This is a genomic window from Nocardioides sp. Root122, from assembly GCF_001425025.1.
GTDB lineage: Bacteria > Actinomycetota > Actinomycetes > Propionibacteriales > Nocardioidaceae > Nocardioides.
In genome coordinates this window covers 425,085-439,276 of the sequence record NZ_LMDE01000011.1, presented here as the reverse complement: position 1 = coordinate 439,276, position 14,192 = coordinate 425,085, and the positions used below count along the sequence as shown (strand labels likewise).

At 72.3% G+C, this 14,192-nt stretch carries 15 protein-coding genes; 6 read left to right on the top strand and 9 right to left on the bottom strand.

What is annotated here, in order from left to right; translation table 11 throughout:
* Positions 1-6: 6 nt before the first annotated feature.
* From ASC64_RS14955 to ASC64_RS14945, 3 genes are all read right to left on the bottom strand, one after another.
* A complete protein-coding gene (locus tag ASC64_RS14955) occupies positions 7-696 on the bottom strand; it encodes a hypothetical protein (protein WP_056908309.1) in 690 nt (229 codons plus the stop codon).
* Positions 697-1,022: 326 nt separating this feature from the next.
* Positions 1,023-2,372 (bottom strand): PhoH family protein, encoded by a 1,350-nt coding sequence (locus ASC64_RS14950; protein ID WP_056908308.1) that lies wholly within the window; start codon positions 2,370-2,372, stop codon positions 1,023-1,025.
* Positions 2,373-2,581: 209 nt separating this feature from the next.
* Positions 2,582-3,361, bottom strand: a complete 780-nt coding sequence (locus ASC64_RS14945) for an isoprenyl transferase (protein WP_056908307.1) — start codon at positions 3,359-3,361, stop codon at positions 2,582-2,584.
* Positions 3,362-3,441: 80 nt separating this feature from the next.
* On the opposite strand from ASC64_RS14945, the gene trhA reads away from it, so the two are divergent.
* Positions 3,442-4,179 (top strand): PAQR family membrane homeostasis protein TrhA, encoded by a 738-nt coding sequence (gene trhA, locus ASC64_RS14940; protein WP_082550500.1) that lies wholly within the window; start codon positions 3,442-3,444, stop codon positions 4,177-4,179.
* A gap of 296 nt (positions 4,180-4,475) precedes the next feature.
* On the opposite strand, the gene ASC64_RS14935 is transcribed toward trhA, so the two are convergent.
* On the bottom strand, positions 4,476-5,411 hold the full coding sequence (locus ASC64_RS14935; RefSeq protein ID WP_082550499.1) for a DUF1353 domain-containing protein: 936 nt from the start codon (positions 5,409-5,411) through the stop codon (positions 4,476-4,478).
* A 97-nt stretch (positions 5,412-5,508) separates the two neighbouring features.
* Here ASC64_RS14935 and ASC64_RS14930 point away from each other — a divergent pair, with 97 nt between their 5' ends.
* The gene (locus ASC64_RS14930; RefSeq protein WP_056908305.1) at positions 5,509-6,651 is read left to right on the top strand and encodes a glycosyltransferase; all 1,143 of its coding nucleotides are present in this window, start codon (positions 5,509-5,511) and stop codon (positions 6,649-6,651) included.
* Positions 6,652-6,749: 98 nt separating this feature from the next.
* Here ASC64_RS14930 and ASC64_RS14925 read toward each other — a convergent pair whose 3' ends face one another.
* Positions 6,750-7,376 (bottom strand): class I SAM-dependent DNA methyltransferase, encoded by a 627-nt coding sequence (locus ASC64_RS14925; RefSeq protein ID WP_056908304.1) that lies wholly within the window; start codon positions 7,374-7,376, stop codon positions 6,750-6,752.
* Between the two features lie 22 nt (positions 7,377-7,398).
* On the opposite strand from ASC64_RS14925, the gene ASC64_RS14920 reads away from it, so the two are divergent.
* Together ASC64_RS14920 and ASC64_RS14915 are read left to right on the top strand one after the other, a co-directional pair.
* Positions 7,399-8,403, top strand: coding sequence for a YihY/virulence factor BrkB family protein (locus ASC64_RS14920; RefSeq protein ID WP_056908303.1), 1,005 nt, complete (start codon positions 7,399-7,401; stop codon positions 8,401-8,403).
* Positions 8,400-9,560 carry a phospholipase D-like domain-containing protein gene (locus ASC64_RS14915; protein ID WP_056908302.1) on the top strand — a complete coding sequence of 387 codons (1,161 nt, stop codon included), beginning with the start codon at positions 8,400-8,402 and terminating at the stop codon, positions 9,558-9,560. Before ASC64_RS14920 ends, ASC64_RS14915 begins: the two co-directional genes overlap by 4 nt.
* On the opposite strand, the gene ASC64_RS14910 is transcribed toward ASC64_RS14915, so the two are convergent.
* The 4 genes from ASC64_RS14910 to ASC64_RS14895 are packed head-to-tail and all read right to left on the bottom strand — an operon-like array spanning position 9,557 to position 12,034.
* On the bottom strand, positions 9,557-10,207 hold the full coding sequence (locus ASC64_RS14910; protein ID WP_056908301.1) for an HAD family hydrolase: 651 nt from the start codon (positions 10,205-10,207) through the stop codon (positions 9,557-9,559). The genes ASC64_RS14915 and ASC64_RS14910 overlap by 4 nt on opposite strands.
* Positions 10,204-10,686, bottom strand: a complete 483-nt coding sequence (locus tag ASC64_RS14905; protein WP_268788245.1) for a PTS sugar transporter subunit IIA — start codon at positions 10,684-10,686, stop codon at positions 10,204-10,206. The genes ASC64_RS14910 and ASC64_RS14905 overlap by 4 nt, the downstream gene beginning before the upstream one ends.
* Entirely contained in the window at positions 10,683-10,970 is a 288-nt protein-coding gene (locus ASC64_RS14900; protein WP_268788247.1) for a PTS glucose/sucrose transporter subunit IIB, read from the bottom strand. Before ASC64_RS14900 ends, ASC64_RS14905 begins: the two co-directional genes overlap by 4 nt.
* Positions 10,970-12,034: an SIS domain-containing protein gene (locus ASC64_RS14895; RefSeq protein ID WP_235563761.1), complete on the bottom strand. Its 1,065-nt coding sequence runs from the start codon at positions 12,032-12,034 to the stop codon at positions 10,970-10,972. Before ASC64_RS14895 ends, ASC64_RS14900 begins: the two co-directional genes overlap by 1 nt.
* Positions 12,035-12,129: 95 nt before the next feature.
* Between ASC64_RS14895 and ASC64_RS14890 the strand changes: the two genes are divergently transcribed.
* Complete coding sequence (locus ASC64_RS14890) at positions 12,130-12,936, top strand: GntR family transcriptional regulator (RefSeq protein ID WP_082550527.1); 807 nt, start codon at positions 12,130-12,132, stop codon at positions 12,934-12,936.
* Complete coding sequence (locus ASC64_RS14885; protein WP_308195196.1) at positions 12,933-14,192, top strand: PTS transporter subunit EIIC; 1,260 nt, start codon at positions 12,933-12,935, stop codon at positions 14,190-14,192. Before ASC64_RS14890 ends, ASC64_RS14885 begins: the two co-directional genes overlap by 4 nt.

Sequence of the window (14,192 nt, the reverse complement as noted above, 5' to 3'; positions counted from 1 at the left end):
TCCTGCTCAGTACCAGCCGTGGCTGGCCTTGAAGCTCCACGCGCTGCAGGGCGTGCCGTAGGAGCCCTGGATGTACTCCAGCCCCCAGCGGATCTGCGACTCGGCCGAGGTCATGTAGTCGGCCGGCAGGTCGTGCAGCTGGGTCAGCGCCTGCGGGATGCCGTAGGCCGACGAGGTCGGGTTGTCCGCGTCGATCCGCCAGCCCGACTCGCTCATGTAGAGGGAGTCGAGGCAGGAGAACTGGTCGGAGGAGAAGCCGTACGCCGGCAGCAGGGCGCGGGCGATGTCGCGCGGGTCGCCCTCGGAGAGCTTCTCGGACTTCGTGACGGCCGCGCCGGAGGAGACGGACAGCGCCGCCGCCTTCTCCGCAGCCGGGCGCACGCGGCGCGAGGAGCGGGAGACCGGCGTGCTGGCCGCACGCTCCTCGAGCTCGGCCGCGCTCATCGTGGCGCCGCCGGTCGCGGAGTCCGCGCCACTGGCCGCACCAGCGGCACTGGAGGTGTCCGCGACATCCGCAGCGGCGGGCGTCAGCGACGGGTCGCTGGACATCATGCCGCCGGAGATCGTGACGCCGGTGACAGCGGCGGCCAGCCCGGTCAGGGCCAGGCCGGAGCGCAGGGCTCGGCGGGGGGCACGCGCAGCCTTGTGCTTGCCAGGGGCGCGGTGCGTGGGGACGTACTTGTCGGACTTCGACACAGGGAGCTCACGGGGGGTTGACGACAGGGGTGTGGGCGCGGGGGTGCCCCGACCGGCGTGCTCGTGGAGCAGGAGGAACCAGGCGTCGAGACGGCGATCCACTGCCCTGCCCACGACCCAAGATCACGAAACGGTCACGAGCCACCATGCATGAGGCCACGGGAGCGTGCAAACCGAACGCCCGAATTGACCATGTCCCTTGCGTCACAGCCGCCACACCGATCGCACGGGTCACTCCAGCCCCGGACAGGGCGACCCGCGTAGCGGAGAACACGTCGGCCCGGCGCTTCGCACCGGGCCGACGTGCTGCGTGATGCAGGGGTGGATCAGAGGGTGACGTTCTCCAGCATCTCGGTCACGAGCGCGGCGATCGGCGAGCGCTCGGAGCGGGTCAGCGTCACGTGGGCGAAGAGCGGGTGACCCTTGAGCTTCTCCACGACCGCGACGATGCCGTCGTGGCGACCGACCCGCAGGTTGTCGCGCTGGGCCACGTCGTGGGTCAGCACCACCTTGGAGTTGGCACCGATCCGGGAGAGCACGGTCAGGAGCACGTTCCGCTCCAGCGACTGCGCCTCGTCGACGATCACGAAGGCGTCGTGCAGCGAGCGGCCGCGGATGTGGGTCAGCGGCATCACCTCGAGCATGCCGCGGCCCATCACCTCGTCGATGACGTCGGGCGAGGTCAGCGCACCCAGGGTGTCGAAGACCGCCTGCGCCCAGGGCGACATCTTCTCGCCCTCGGAGCCCGGCAGGTAGCCGAGCTCCTGCCCGCCGACGGCGAACAGCGGACGGAAGACGACCACCTTCTTGTGCTGGCGGCGCTCCATGACCGCCTCGAGGCCCGCGCACAGCGCCATCGCCGACTTGCCGGTGCCCGCCCGGCCGCCGAGGGACACGATGCCGACCTCGGGGTCGAGCAGCATCTCCAGCGCCACCCGCTGCTCGGCGGACCGGCCGTGGATGCCGAACGCGTCACGGTCGCCGCGCACGAGGTGGACGCGCTTGTCGGCGCCGACCCGGGCCAGCGCCGTACCGCGGTCGGACAACAGGACGAGCCCGTTGTGGCAGGGCAGGTCGCGGGCGTCGGCGAGGTCGATCACGCCGTCCTCGTAGAGCTCGTCGAGGTCGGCGGCCGGCACCTCGAGCTCGGTCATCCCGGTGTAGCCGGTGTCGGAGTCGCTGATCGCCTCCGCGCGGTACTCCTGCGCGTCGAGGCCGACTGCCGAGGCCTTGATCCGCAGCGGCAGGTCCTTGGAGACCAGGGTGACCGTGTTGCCCTCGTTGGCGAGGTTGCGGGCCACGGCCAGGATCCGGGTGTCGTTGTCACCGAGCCGGAAGCCCGACGGCAGCGACTCGGGGTCGGTGTGGTTGAGCTCGACACGCACGGTGCCGCCCTCGGTGCCGATCGGGACCGGCTCGTCGAGGCGTCCGTGCAGGATGCGCAGCTCGTCGAGCGCGCGCAGGGCCGAGCGGGCGAAGAACCCGAGCTCGGGGTGGTGCCGCTTGCCCTCCAGCTCGGTGATCACGACCACCGGCAGCACGACCTCGTGCTCCGCGAAGCGCTTCAGCGCCCCCGGATCGGCGAGGAGGACGCTGGTGTCCAGGACGTAGGTGACTCGGTCGGGCGATACACGGTCGGGCGATGCGGAGCTGGGCGATGAGGTCTTGCTGGCCACGACTAACCCCTTGCTGCGGGTCGGCGCGCGCACTCCTCGCCCGGCCCGATGTCATTCAACGGACCGGAGAGCTCCCATCTGAGTGCCCAAGGCTTGCCTCCCGGTACGGCAAGCTTCCCCACCTGCCGATGCCGCGAAAGTACGCCCGCCCCTCCCCCGATCCGGGGCGACACGCCCGAACGCGAGGTGGCCGGCAGGGTAACGATTCGTCAGCCGCCGAAGCGGCGCTCACGCGCGGCGTACGCCCGGATGGCGCGCAGGAAGTCGACGCGTCGGAAGTCGGGCCACAGTGCCTCGCAGAAGTAGAACTCCGAGTTGGCCGACTGCCACAGCAGGAAACCGCCCAGCCGCTGCTCGCCGGACGTCCGGATCACCAGGTCGGGGTCGGGCTGGCCCTTGGTGTAGAGGTGCTCGGCGATGTGCTCGACGTCGATGAGGTCGGCGAGCTCCTCCAGCGAGGTGCCCTTGGCCGCGTGGTCGGCGAGCAGGGCGCGCACGGCGTCGGCGATCTCGCGCCGACCGCCGTAGCCCACGGCCACGTTGACCAGGAGCCCGTCGATGTCGCGGGTCGCCTCCTCGGCCGCCTTGAGCCGCTCGGCGGTCTCGGTGGGCAGCAGGTCGAGCGCGCCGACCGGGTGGATCCGCCAGCGCCGGGCCTCGGCGAGCGACTCGACCGCGCCCTCGATGATCTTCAGCAGCCCGGTCATCTGCTCGGGCGGGCGGTTGGTGAGGTTGTCGCTGGAGAGCAGCCACAGCGTCACGACCTTGACGCCCACCTCCTCGCACCAGCCGAGGAGCGGGCGGATGTTGTCGGCACCGGCCTGGTAGCCCTCGGCGGTGTTGAGGCCCACGGCCTTGGCCCAGCGCCGGTTGCCGTCGAGCATCACGCCGACGTGCTGCGGGATCTGGTCCTGGGGCAGGGACTTGACCACCCGGGCCTCGTACGCCGGGTAGAGCACCCCCCGCAGCGCGTCCTTCACCTTGACCACCTGCCGATGGTAACGCCGTGTGACGGGCCACTCGTCGCCAACGGCTGCGTGGCTCACCCCGTGTTGGGTACTTTCTCACCATGGACAAGCCTGTGACGCCCCGCGACCGCGTGGAGAACGCCGTCGAGCGAGCGGGCGAGATGATGCACGACAAGATGGCCGAGGTGAAGCCCAAGCTCCGCGGCTGGCTGCACGCCTGCACCGCCCCGCTCGCGCTCGCCGCGGGCATCGTCCTGGTGGCGCTCTCCCCCACCGCCTCCACGCGCGTGGGCTCCGCGGCGTTCGCGCTCTCGGCCCTGCTCGTCTTCACCGTCTCCGCGATCTACCACCGCGGCACCTGGTCGCCCCGCACCTGGGCCTTCCTGCGGCGCTTCGACCACGCCAACATCTTCGTGCTCATCGCCGGCACCTACACGCCCTACGCCCTGCTCTTCCTGGACGGCACCGCGCGCACGACCCTCTTGGCCATCGTGTGGGGCGCTGCGATCGGCGGCGTGTTCTTCCGCGTGTTCTGGATCGACGCGCCCCGCTGGCTCTACACGCCGATGTACCTCGCACTCGGCTGGGCGGCGGTCTTCTTCATCCCGCAGTTCATGGAGGGCGCCGACCGGTTCAGCTCCGGCGTCGCCATCGCCACGCTGGTGCTCGTCGCGGTCGGCGGCATCCTCTACACCCTCGGCGGCGTGGTCTACGGCCTCAAGCGCCCCGACCCCTCGCCCCACTGGTTCGGGTTCCACGAGGTGTTCCACTCCTTCACGGTCCTCGCCTTTGTCGCCCACTACATCGGCGTCTCGCTCGCGACGTACTCGCTGCGGTGACATTGGCGCTCGCTCCGCTCGCGCGTCCTCGGGGCTGAGGCACTGAGCGGGCGCTTCGTCCCCGTCCCAGACGCCGACCGGGCGCTTCGTCCCGGTCCGGTGAGCGGAGTCACGAAACCATCGGTCACTCCCGGTCGTCGTACTGGGGATGCGTTCCCGCGCAACGTCAGCGGCATGGTGGTCACCGCCGCGGCGCTGGGGCTGGTGGCGTTCGCCTTCCAGTCGGGCCTGCACCTGGTCACCGAGGACCTGCCCCCCCGACACGTTCGCGGGCCGCTGGCTCGCGCAGATCGGCGTCAGCCGAGGCTGAGCGCCCCGAAGGTGACGAGGGACCCGCCGACCACGACCGCGGCGAGCGTCCAGGCCGCGACGGGCGAGCGCCGGGCCAGCCGCTCCAGGGCGAGGTAGGCCGCCGCGATGACGGCAAGCCCGACGGTGACGTGCAGCAGCACCGCGAGCATCACCCCGGCGATCGCACCCGCCATCCGGAGCCGCCCCCACAGCAGGCTCAGCGCGAGCGGCAGCACGACCGCGCCGGAGAAGCCGCCGACCAGCTCGACCCAGAACGGGCGGTCGCCCATCCACGGCACCTCGACCGCCCCGATCCACGCCTGGTCGAGCAGGTCGCTCGTCGAGCTGTAACCCAGGTAGAGGATCGTGGCGATCGTGAGGGCTGCGGCGACCCGGTAGGACCAGTGCTTCGCGGGCGACCAGGGCACGGCCCGCCCCACGAAGACCGTCGCCACCGTGACGGCCGTCCAGACGATCCAGCGCCGGACCACACCGGTGCCGGTGTCGGCCATCGCGTCGCGGAAGATCCGGTCGGCCGTCACCCGGTCGATGTCGACGCCCGCGGTGGAGACGTAGGACGTGGGGTCGCCGCGGCCGGCCACCAGCGCGTCGTGCAGGAGGGCGGCCGGTAGGTGGGCACCGGTCTTGGGCACCAGCCAGGTGAACAACGCCGGCACCGACGTGAGGTCGGTGCGGAAGCCCGGATCTGCCGGCACCAGGATCTCACCGACGTGACGGTCGAGGTAGGCCAGACGCCGCTCGAGGGCGAAGGTCTCCACGCCCTCCTCGGAGTGGCGCTCGAGCACGATCCTCATGTCGGAGCCCGGATCGGGCGGCTCGCCGGGGCCGCCGTCGTGGGCCAGCCGGCCGCCGTCGTAGAACCGCCGTGGCTCCACGGCGACCCGTGCACCCAACCCGCTGCTGCGCTCCCGAGCCCGCATGTCCCCAGTCTGGCGGGGACGACCGACACCCGGGACCGGGCTCGCCGACCGGCTGGAGGCGGGGTCGGGCACCCCCGGTCACTAGGGTGAGCCCACCATGCGGCTCCTCGTGACCTTCGTCGGCGGCCTCGGCCACCTCGCTCCGCTCCTCCCCCTGGCCCGTGCGGCGCGCGATGCCGGGCACGAGGTGGCGATCGCCGGTTCCGGCGGGCTGGTCCCGCGGATCGAGGAGGCGGGGTTCGCGGCCTTCGCGACGAGTCCGCGACCACACCACGACCCGGCCACGGCGAGCCAGCCCCGCGAGCCGCTCGAGGTGATGGACGCCCGGGCGACCGAGGTCGAGTTCGCCGACAACTTCGCCGACCGCGGCGCCCGCCGGATGGCCGGAGCGGTGCCGGAGATCATCGGGGAGTTCCGTCCGGACCTCGTCCTGCGCGACGAGACCGACCTCGGTACGACGATCGCGGCCGAGCTGGCCGGCGTGCCCGTCGCCACGCACCTCGTCCTCGCCTCCGGCCTGCTGGTGCGACCGGAGCTGGTGGCGTCGCGCCTGGACGTCGTACGCGCCGAGCACGGGCTGGCACCCGACCCCGGGCTCAGCCGTCTGACCGCGGGGCTCGTGCTGTCCGACTTCGCGCCGTCGTTCCGCAGTCCCGACACGCCTCTGCCGCTGGAGCCGCTCCACTACCGGTCCGGGAGCGTCCCCGAGGCGTCCGGCCGGTCGGGGCGGCCCGGGATCTACGTCACCCTCGGCACCATCTTCAACAGGGGGTCCGGCGACCTCTTCGAGCGGCTCGTGGCTGGGTTGGCCGAGCTCGACGCCGAGGTCCTCGTGACGGTCGGACGCGGGGTGGCCCCGGCCGACCTCGGCCCGCAACCGCCCCACGTGCGGGTCGAGCGATTCGTGCCCCAGGCCGAGGTGCTCCCCACGGTCGACCTCGTCGTGTCGCACGCCGGGTCGGGCAGCCTGATGTCGACGTTGGCCCACGGCCTGCCGTCGCTGCTGCTCCCCCTGGGCGCCGACCAGCCGCACAACGCGGGTCGCGCGCTCGAGCTGGGTCTCGCCTCCACCCTCGACGCGGCCGGCTGCTCCCCCGCCGCAGTGGCGAGCGCCGCGTGCGAGGTCCTGGCCGACGCCGTCATGAGGGACCGGTGCCGCGCCGTGGCCGAGGAGATGCGCGCCCTGCCCGACGCCTCCGCCGCGGTCGCCGCACTGGAGGCGGTAGTCCGCGAGGCCTGACCGTCACCCAAGGACTCGGCGCAACGAAGTGCCCGGTCAGCCGTCCGGACGGGGACGACGTGCCCGGTCAGCCGTCCGGACGGGGACGAAGTGCCCGGTCAGCGGAGGGTGGCGAGGACGAGCAGCCAGTCGCCCTCGTCGTCCTCGAGCCGGACGTGCCAGGTCGGGGTCAGCCCGGCCTCGACCAGCAGGCCCTCGAACTCGTGCTGCGTCCATCGCGTCACGTGGTAGCGCCGCCCCGACGACCCGAGCTGCCACGACTCGTCGTCGGCCTCGCCCTCGCGCATCGACACCAGCAGGGCACCGCCGGGTCGCAGGGCGGCGCCGGCCCTGGCAAGGACGTCGCGCGTGGCCCCGCGCTCGACGTGCTGGAGAACGAACAGCGCCAGCACCCCGTCGTACGCCGGCCATTCCGGTGTCGTCAGCCCGTCGACCGTCACGTCCAGCAGGTCGCACGCGCGACCGCGGGCCCGCTGGAGGTCGCAGAACGACCGCGTGCCGTCCGTACGACGCACCCGCAGCCCGTGCTCCTCGAGGAAGTCGGCGTCCCAGCCGGGTCCGGAGCCCAGCTCGAGCAGCGTTCCACCCGCCGGCAGCTGCTCCAGCAGGCGGTCGAGCGCCTCGGCAGCGACGCCCCTCGGCGTGCCCCGGGTCGACTCGGCGTAGTCGCGCGCGATCTGCTCGTAGGAGTCGAGCGTCTCCCGGTTCCTCGTCGGCTCCGACACCTCGTCAGCCTAGGGTGCCGCCATGACGACTGCCCGGACCGTGCCCGTCACCACGGAGATGGACGGTGACGAGCTCGACGCGCTCGATGCCTGGCACCTCGCCCGGCGCCACGGGTTGCGCGCGATCGCGGTGGAGTCGTTCGTGCGGTTCCGCTACGGCGACGGGTTCACGAACTCACGCGCCCTCGCCCTGCAGGCCTGCCTGGCCGTCGTCCCGTTCCTGCTCGCGCTGACCGGCCTCGCCTCCGACATCGACGAGGAGCGCCCGGCGGCCGTGGTCGCGCACGTCGTCGACTCCCTGTCCCCCGGCGCCGGCGACAGCGACGCGCTCACGACCGCGGTCGAGAAGTCCGACGAGGCAGAGGTCGCGGGCGAGGTCGCGCTGGTGTTCGGTCTCGCCTTCGCGCTCGTCTCGATGACCACCGCCATGGCGCAGGTCGAGCGCGGAGCCAACCGCATCTACGGCATCCGGCGCGACCGCAAGGCGCTTGCGAAGTACGGCCGGGCCGCGGTCCTGACCGCCGTCCTGGCGGCGCCCGTCGGCATCGGCTTCCTGATGATCGTCGGCGGCGGCGCCTTCGGCGAGGCGATGGCGGACAGCTACGGCTGGTCGGACCGGGCGGTCGACACCTGGGAGGTCCTGCGCTGGCCCGGCGGGCTGGCACTGCTCGTGCTCACCATCGCCGTGCTCTTCGACCACGCGCCGCGGCGGCGGCAGCCGGCACTGTCCTGGCTCGCGCTGGGGTCCGGCATCGCGGTCCTGCTGAGCGCGCTCGCGACGGTCGGCCTGGCGACGTACGTCTCGCTGAGCGGGTCCTTCGGCAGCGTGTACGGCCCGCTCGCCGGCGTGTTCGCCCTGCTGCTGTGGGCGCTGCTGTCGTCGATCGCCTTCTTCTACGGCACCGCGGTGTGCGCGCAGCTCGAGGCGTTGCGCGCCGGCGAGTCGGCGCCCGCGCTCGACGATCCGGGCCGGCCGCACGCCCGGACGGTCGGCGACCGTCCGTCGGAGGACAATGCGATGTCATGACCGTCTTCGCGAGCGGCAAGATCGAGGCCTTCGTCGGGCCGACGGAGCTCGGCGCGGCCGACGACCTCGAGACGGTGATCGGCGAGTTCATCGCGGGGGCGCGCTCGACGCTCGCCGTCGCGGTGCAGGAGCTGGACAACCCGGTGATCGCGCAGGCGCTGCTCGACGCGAGCTGGCGGGGCGTGAAGGTCGAGCTGTTCCTCGAGCAGGACTACCTGCGCTCGCCGCTGTCCGGCACCCCGCCGACCCTCCCGGTCCCACGTCCGGGCGAGACCCCGGAGGACGCGCTGCGACGGGTGCAGTGGGGCGACGACGAGACCGAGCTCGCCGAGAACCGGCGCATCCTGGCGGCGCTGCTGCGCTCCGACGTGCAGGTGCGCGGCGACTACAACCCGAGGATCTTCCACCAGAAGTTCGTGCTGCGCGACTACGAGGGCACAGCGACGCCGACGTCGGCGCTGCTGTCCGGGTCGGCGAACTTCACCGTCACCGACTGCCACCAGAACCTCAACCACGTCTTCGTCTTCCGCAACGCCTTCGTGTGCCGGCAGTACGCCACCGAGGTCGAGCAGCTGCGTCGCGGCTCCTTCGGCCGGGGCCTGCACGGCGACGTGCCCAAGACCTACGACCTGGCCGGGGTGCCGGTGAAGGTGCTGTTCGCGCCGGACCACACCCCCGAGCTGGAGATCATGAAGCAGATGCTCAAGGGGACCGAGGAGATCACCTTCGCGATCTTCACCTTCGCGGGCTCCTCGGGCATCGACGACGCGATGCTGGCGCTGGCACGGGGCGGGATGAAGATCCGCGGCGTGCTCGACCGCGGCCAGGCCGCGCACGACTGGGCCGCACCGCCCTGGCTCGTGCACGAGAACATCGAGCTCTTCGTGCCACGCCGTGACGGCCCGTTCGCCCACCTGCGCAAGCTGCACCACAAGCTGATGGTCATCGACGAGCAGGTCGTGGTCGCCGGCAGCTTCAACTACACCGCGCCGGCCAACGAGTACAACGACGAGAACATCTTCGTCGTCGGCTCGGTCCATGACGAGGTGGAGGGCATCGAGGTGGCGCACGACCCCGGCGGGGACATCGCCCGGCACATGAAGGCCGAGGTCGAGCGGATCATCGCCCACAGCGAGCCGTGGACGCCCCGCGCCTAGCCCTCGAGCAGCGTCAGCAGCGGGCGGAGGTCGTCGTGCACCTCGACAGCACCCGCGTCCACCAGCACCGAGCGGGCGTGGGTGGTGGCGATCCCGTGCACGTGGCGCACGCCGGCACCGATGGCGGCGCGCACGCCGGCCGGCGAGTCCTCGGCTGCGACCGCCAGGGCCGGGTCGGCTCCCAGCCGCTCGCAGGCCAGCGCGAAGCCTGCCGGATGTGGCTTGCCGTCCACCACGTCGCGCGCGGTGACGACCACGTCGACGCTCGTCAGTGACAGGCCCAGTGACTCGACGAGGGAGCGCTCGACCCACGCCGGGCCGGCGGAGGTGACGATCGCGACAGGAGTGCCGCGGTCGCGCGCGGCCTCGATCAGCTCGCGGGCGCCGGGGAGCGCCGCGGCGGCCTCGTCGGGGACGTGGCGCAGCACCCCCTCGAGCACGGCCATCGGGTCCAGGCCGGCCCACGGCCCCGGCTCGGTCGCGAAGACGTCCTCGGCCCGGCGACCCGTGAAGATCGTCAGGTCGGGCACGTCCCACCCCTGGTGGGCGAAGTACGCCTCGTAGCCGCGGCGGTGCAGCGGCTCGGAGTCGACGAGGGTCCCGTCGAGGTCGAGCAGGAGGGCTCCGGGTCGGCGGGCGGTCGTCACGAGGTGGTGAAGAGCAGGTCGCCGGCCGCGACCGAGCCGCCGACGGCGTCGCTGGCGACCGAGCCCTTCGGCGCGTCCATCACGACGATCGGCACCACGGTCGAGAGCTCGTGCCCGTCGTGCGAGGTGGGGATGCTGGACGGGTCCCACCGCACCATCGCGTCGCCGGCAGCGACCTGGGCGCCCTGCGTCGTCAGCACCTCGAAGCCCGCGCCGCCGAGGCGGACGGTGTTGATGCCGAGGTGCACGAGCACGCCGACCCCCTCGCCGAGGACGACGAAGGCGTGCGGCATCACCTTCACCACGGTGCCCGCGATCGGCGAGAGCACCGTGGTGGCACCGCCGTCGGGCTCGATGCCGGGCTCGATGGCCACGCCGGGGCCGACCATCTCCTCGGCGAAGACGGGGTCCGGCACATCGGTCATCGCGATGACGCGACCGGGACAGGGGGCGAGGACGGGGACGGGAGGAGGGGTCACATCAGGTCCTCGATGTCGTCGGCGAGGTTGTCCGCCTCGGGCCCGACGACGACCTGGACGACCGTGCCGCTCGCCATCACACCGTGCGCGCCGGCGGCCTTGAGGGCGGCCTGGTCCACGAGGGAGCCGTCCTTGACCTCGGTGCGGAGACGGGTGATGCAAGCCTCGATCTCGACGACGTTGTCCGCGCCGCCGAGGCCGGCGAGGATCTGCTCGGCCTTGCTGCTCATGGTGGTTCCTCTCGTTTGTGGGTCGGGGTGGGTCGGTGGTGCCGGGCTGGGGATCAGCGACCGACGTCGGTCTGCGTGACCTTGTTGAGGCCGCGCGGGTTGTCGGGGTCCAGCCCGAGCCGGAGTGCCAGTCGCTCGATCATCATCTGTGCCGGGACGATGCTCGCAACAGGCTCCACGGTCTCCGGCAGGTCCGGACCGGCGAGGTGCACGTCGCAGCGCTCGCCGAACGCCGGCGTGCCCCCGAGCCCGAGCACCCGCGCGCCGCGTGCGCGGAGGTCGTCGGCGAGCTCGGCCATCGGCTCGGCGAGCGGCCCGTGGGCGGCGGCCACGAGGACCGCGAGCACGCCATCGCCGACCACGGAGATCGGTCCGTGGCGCAGGTCGGCGTAGGAGTAGCCGCGCACCGGGCGCAGGCACGTCTCCTCCATCTTGAGCGCTGTCTCGAGCGCGGTGCCGAGGAGGAACCCGCGCCCGGAGACGATGACGCGCTCCACGCCCGCGAGCGCCTCGGCGGCCGGCTCGACGTCCTGGCCGAGCAGTCCGTCCACCGCGTCGGGCACGCGGCCGAGGTCGGCGGCGATGCCCGAGTCAGCGGGCCCCAGCGCGTCGGCGAGCACGCCCAGCGCGACCATCTGGGTGAGGTACGTCTTCGTGGCAGGCACCGCCACCTCGGGACCGGCCTGCGTGGTGAGCGCGAGGTCGGCTGCCGCCGCGAGCGGCGAGTCGGCGACGTTCGAGACCGACACCGTGGCCGCCCCGCACGCCCGGGCCCACTCCTGGGTCTCCACGATCTCCGCGGTCGAGCCCGACTGCGACACGGAGACGACCAGCGTGTCGTCGAGGTCGAGGCGTGCGCGGTAGTGGGTCGCCACGCTCGGCGCGGCCAGTGCGGCCGGCACGCCGGCGGACACCTCGAGGAGGTAGCGGGCGTAGATGGCGGCGTTGTCGCTCGACCCGCGGGCGACGAGCAGCACGCGGCGACGGCCCTGGAACAGGGCGCGCAGGCGCTCGCGCTCGGGTCGCAGGTGGTCGAGGGTGCGCCGGGCGGCGGCGGGCTGCTCGGCGATCTCGGACGCCATCTGCGTCCGGGCCGGGGGCTGGGCTGTGGTCGACATCGCGGTCCTTGACAAGGTCGGCGCGCTGGGTTCATGCTCCCAACTGGTACGTACCAGACCGTACCAATCAATTCCGCCGACGTCGAGAGGTGCCGATGCCCCGCAGGATCGACGACGGCCCCCGGCCCAAGCACGCGCAGCTCAGCGACGTGCTGGCCGAGCTCGCGGTGCGCGAGCTGGGACCCGACGTCGCGATCCCCTCCGAGCGCGAGCTGATGACGACGTACGACGTCTCGCGCGCCACGGTCCGCAAGGCCATCGACAACCTGGTCGCCGGCGGCCTGCTGCACCGCATCCAGGGCAAGGGCACCTTCGTCGCCCGCCCGCGCGTCGAGAGCCGGCTGCACCTGGCGTCGTTCTCCCAGGACATGCTCCGGCGCGGGCTGACCCCCTCGACCCGGCTGCTGCGCGTCGACGAGGAGCGTCCGCCGGCACAGGTCGCCTCGACGTTGCGCCTCGGCGCCCGCGGCACCGCCTGGCGCATCGACCGGATCCGGCTCGCCGACGGCCAGCCGATGGCCCTCGAGCAGGGGTGGTACCCCACCTCGCTGCTGCCCGGCCTCGATGCCGAGGATCTCTCCGGGTCCCTCTACACGCTCTTCGACGTGCGCTACGGCCTCGCCATCGACGCCGCCGAGCAGACCCTGTGGGGCGAGGCGGCGGAGGGCGCGATGGCGCGCCGGCTCGAGGCCCCGGTGCACACACCGCTGCTCGTCTTCCGCCGCGTGTCCAGCGCCGGGGGGCGCCCCCTGGAGCACGTCGTCTCGCGCTACCGCGGCGACCGCTACCAGGTCCACATGACCCTCGGGGCCACGCCTCCCCCAGCCTCACCCGACGCAACCCCGACCGCATCCACCCGCAACCGCACCACCTCCAGCACCACCAGAAGGGATCCATCGTGACGACCCACGACACCGCCTCGGGCGGGACCGCCAGCACGGAGAGGCGCAGGTTCAACCTCGCGCCCATCCAGAAGTTCGGCCGCAGCCTCATGCTCCCGATCGCCGCCCTCCCCGTGGCCGCGCTGCTGCTCCGGCTGGGCCAGCCCGACCTCCTCGGCGCGGACGGCCTCGGCTGGACCGACGTGGCCGCCGTGATCGGCGCGGCCGGCAACGCGCTCTTCGCCAACCTGCCGCTGCTCTTCGCAGTGGGCATCGCGATCGGCATGGCCCGGAAGGCCGACGGCTCGACCGCGCTGGCCGCCGTGGTCGGCTACCTGGTCTTCAAGGCCGTCGGCGACGCCATGTCCCCGGTGATCCTCGGGCTGCCCGACGAGGGCGCCGACCAGCAGCTGATCAACTACGGCGTGCTCGGCGGCATCGTGGCCGGCCTGGTGAGCGCCTGGCTCTGGCAGCGCTACCACCGGATCTCCCTGCCGCCCTACCTGGCCTTCTTCGGCGGGCGCCGCTTCGTCCCGATCATCACCGCGTTCGCGATGCTGGTCATCTCCGTGCTGATGAGCTTCGTCTACCCGGCCTTCGATGCCGGCATCACCTCGCTCGGTGAGTGGGTGACCGACAACGCGGTCCTCGGCGGCTTCGTCTACGGCACGCTCAACCGCCTGCTCATCCCGCTGGGCCTGCACCACATCCTCAACAACCCGCCGTGGTTCATCTTCGGCGAGTACAGCGCCAACGGCGAGGTCTACCACGGCGACATCGCCCGGTTCCTCGCTGGCGACCCGACCGCAGGTGCCTTCATGACCGGCTTCTTCCCGATCATGATGTTCGCCCTCCCGGCCGCCGCGCTGGCGATCTGGCACGAGGCCAAGCCGCAGAACAAGAAGCTCGTCGGCGGCATCATGCTGTCCGCCGCGCTCACCGCCTTCCTCACCGGCGTCACCGAGCCGCTCGAGTTCGCGTTCATGTTCGTCGCGTTCCCGCTCTACGTGATCCACGCCCTGCTGACGGGCACCTCGCTGGCGCTGGTCAACGCGCTCGGCATCAAGGACGGCTTCGGCTTCTCGGCCGGCCTGTTCGACTACGCGCTCAACTTCAACATCGCGACCAAGCCACTGCTGATCATCCCGATCGGCCTGGCCTACGCCGCCCTCTACTACTTCCTGTTCCGGTTCGTGATCCGGAAGTGGAACCTGAAGACGCCCGGCCGCGAGGACGAGGGCGAGGAGTCCCTCGTCGAGGCGGACACCAGCGCGTGA

Excerpts from the sequence above, each read along its gene's own strand:
- trhA (WP_082550500.1), top strand. The coding sequence starts at position 3,442 with ATGGACAAGCCTGTGACGCCCCGCGACCGCGTGGAGAACGCCGTCGAG.
- ASC64_RS14935 (WP_082550499.1), bottom strand. The coding sequence starts at position 5,411 with ATGCGGGCTCGGGAGCGCAGCAGCGGGTTGGGTGCACGGGTCGCCGTG.
- ASC64_RS14930 (WP_056908305.1), top strand. The coding sequence starts at position 5,509 with ATGCGGCTCCTCGTGACCTTCGTCGGCGGCCTCGGCCACCTCGCTCCG.
- ASC64_RS14920 (WP_056908303.1), top strand. The coding sequence starts at position 7,399 with ATGACGACTGCCCGGACCGTGCCCGTCACCACGGAGATGGACGGTGAC.
- ASC64_RS14915 (WP_056908302.1), top strand. The coding sequence starts at position 8,400 with ATGACCGTCTTCGCGAGCGGCAAGATCGAGGCCTTCGTCGGGCCGACG.
- ASC64_RS14895 (WP_235563761.1), bottom strand. The coding sequence starts at position 12,034 with ATGTCGACCACAGCCCAGCCCCCGGCCCGGACGCAGATGGCGTCCGAG.
- ASC64_RS14890 (WP_082550527.1), top strand. The coding sequence starts at position 12,130 with ATGCCCCGCAGGATCGACGACGGCCCCCGGCCCAAGCACGCGCAGCTC.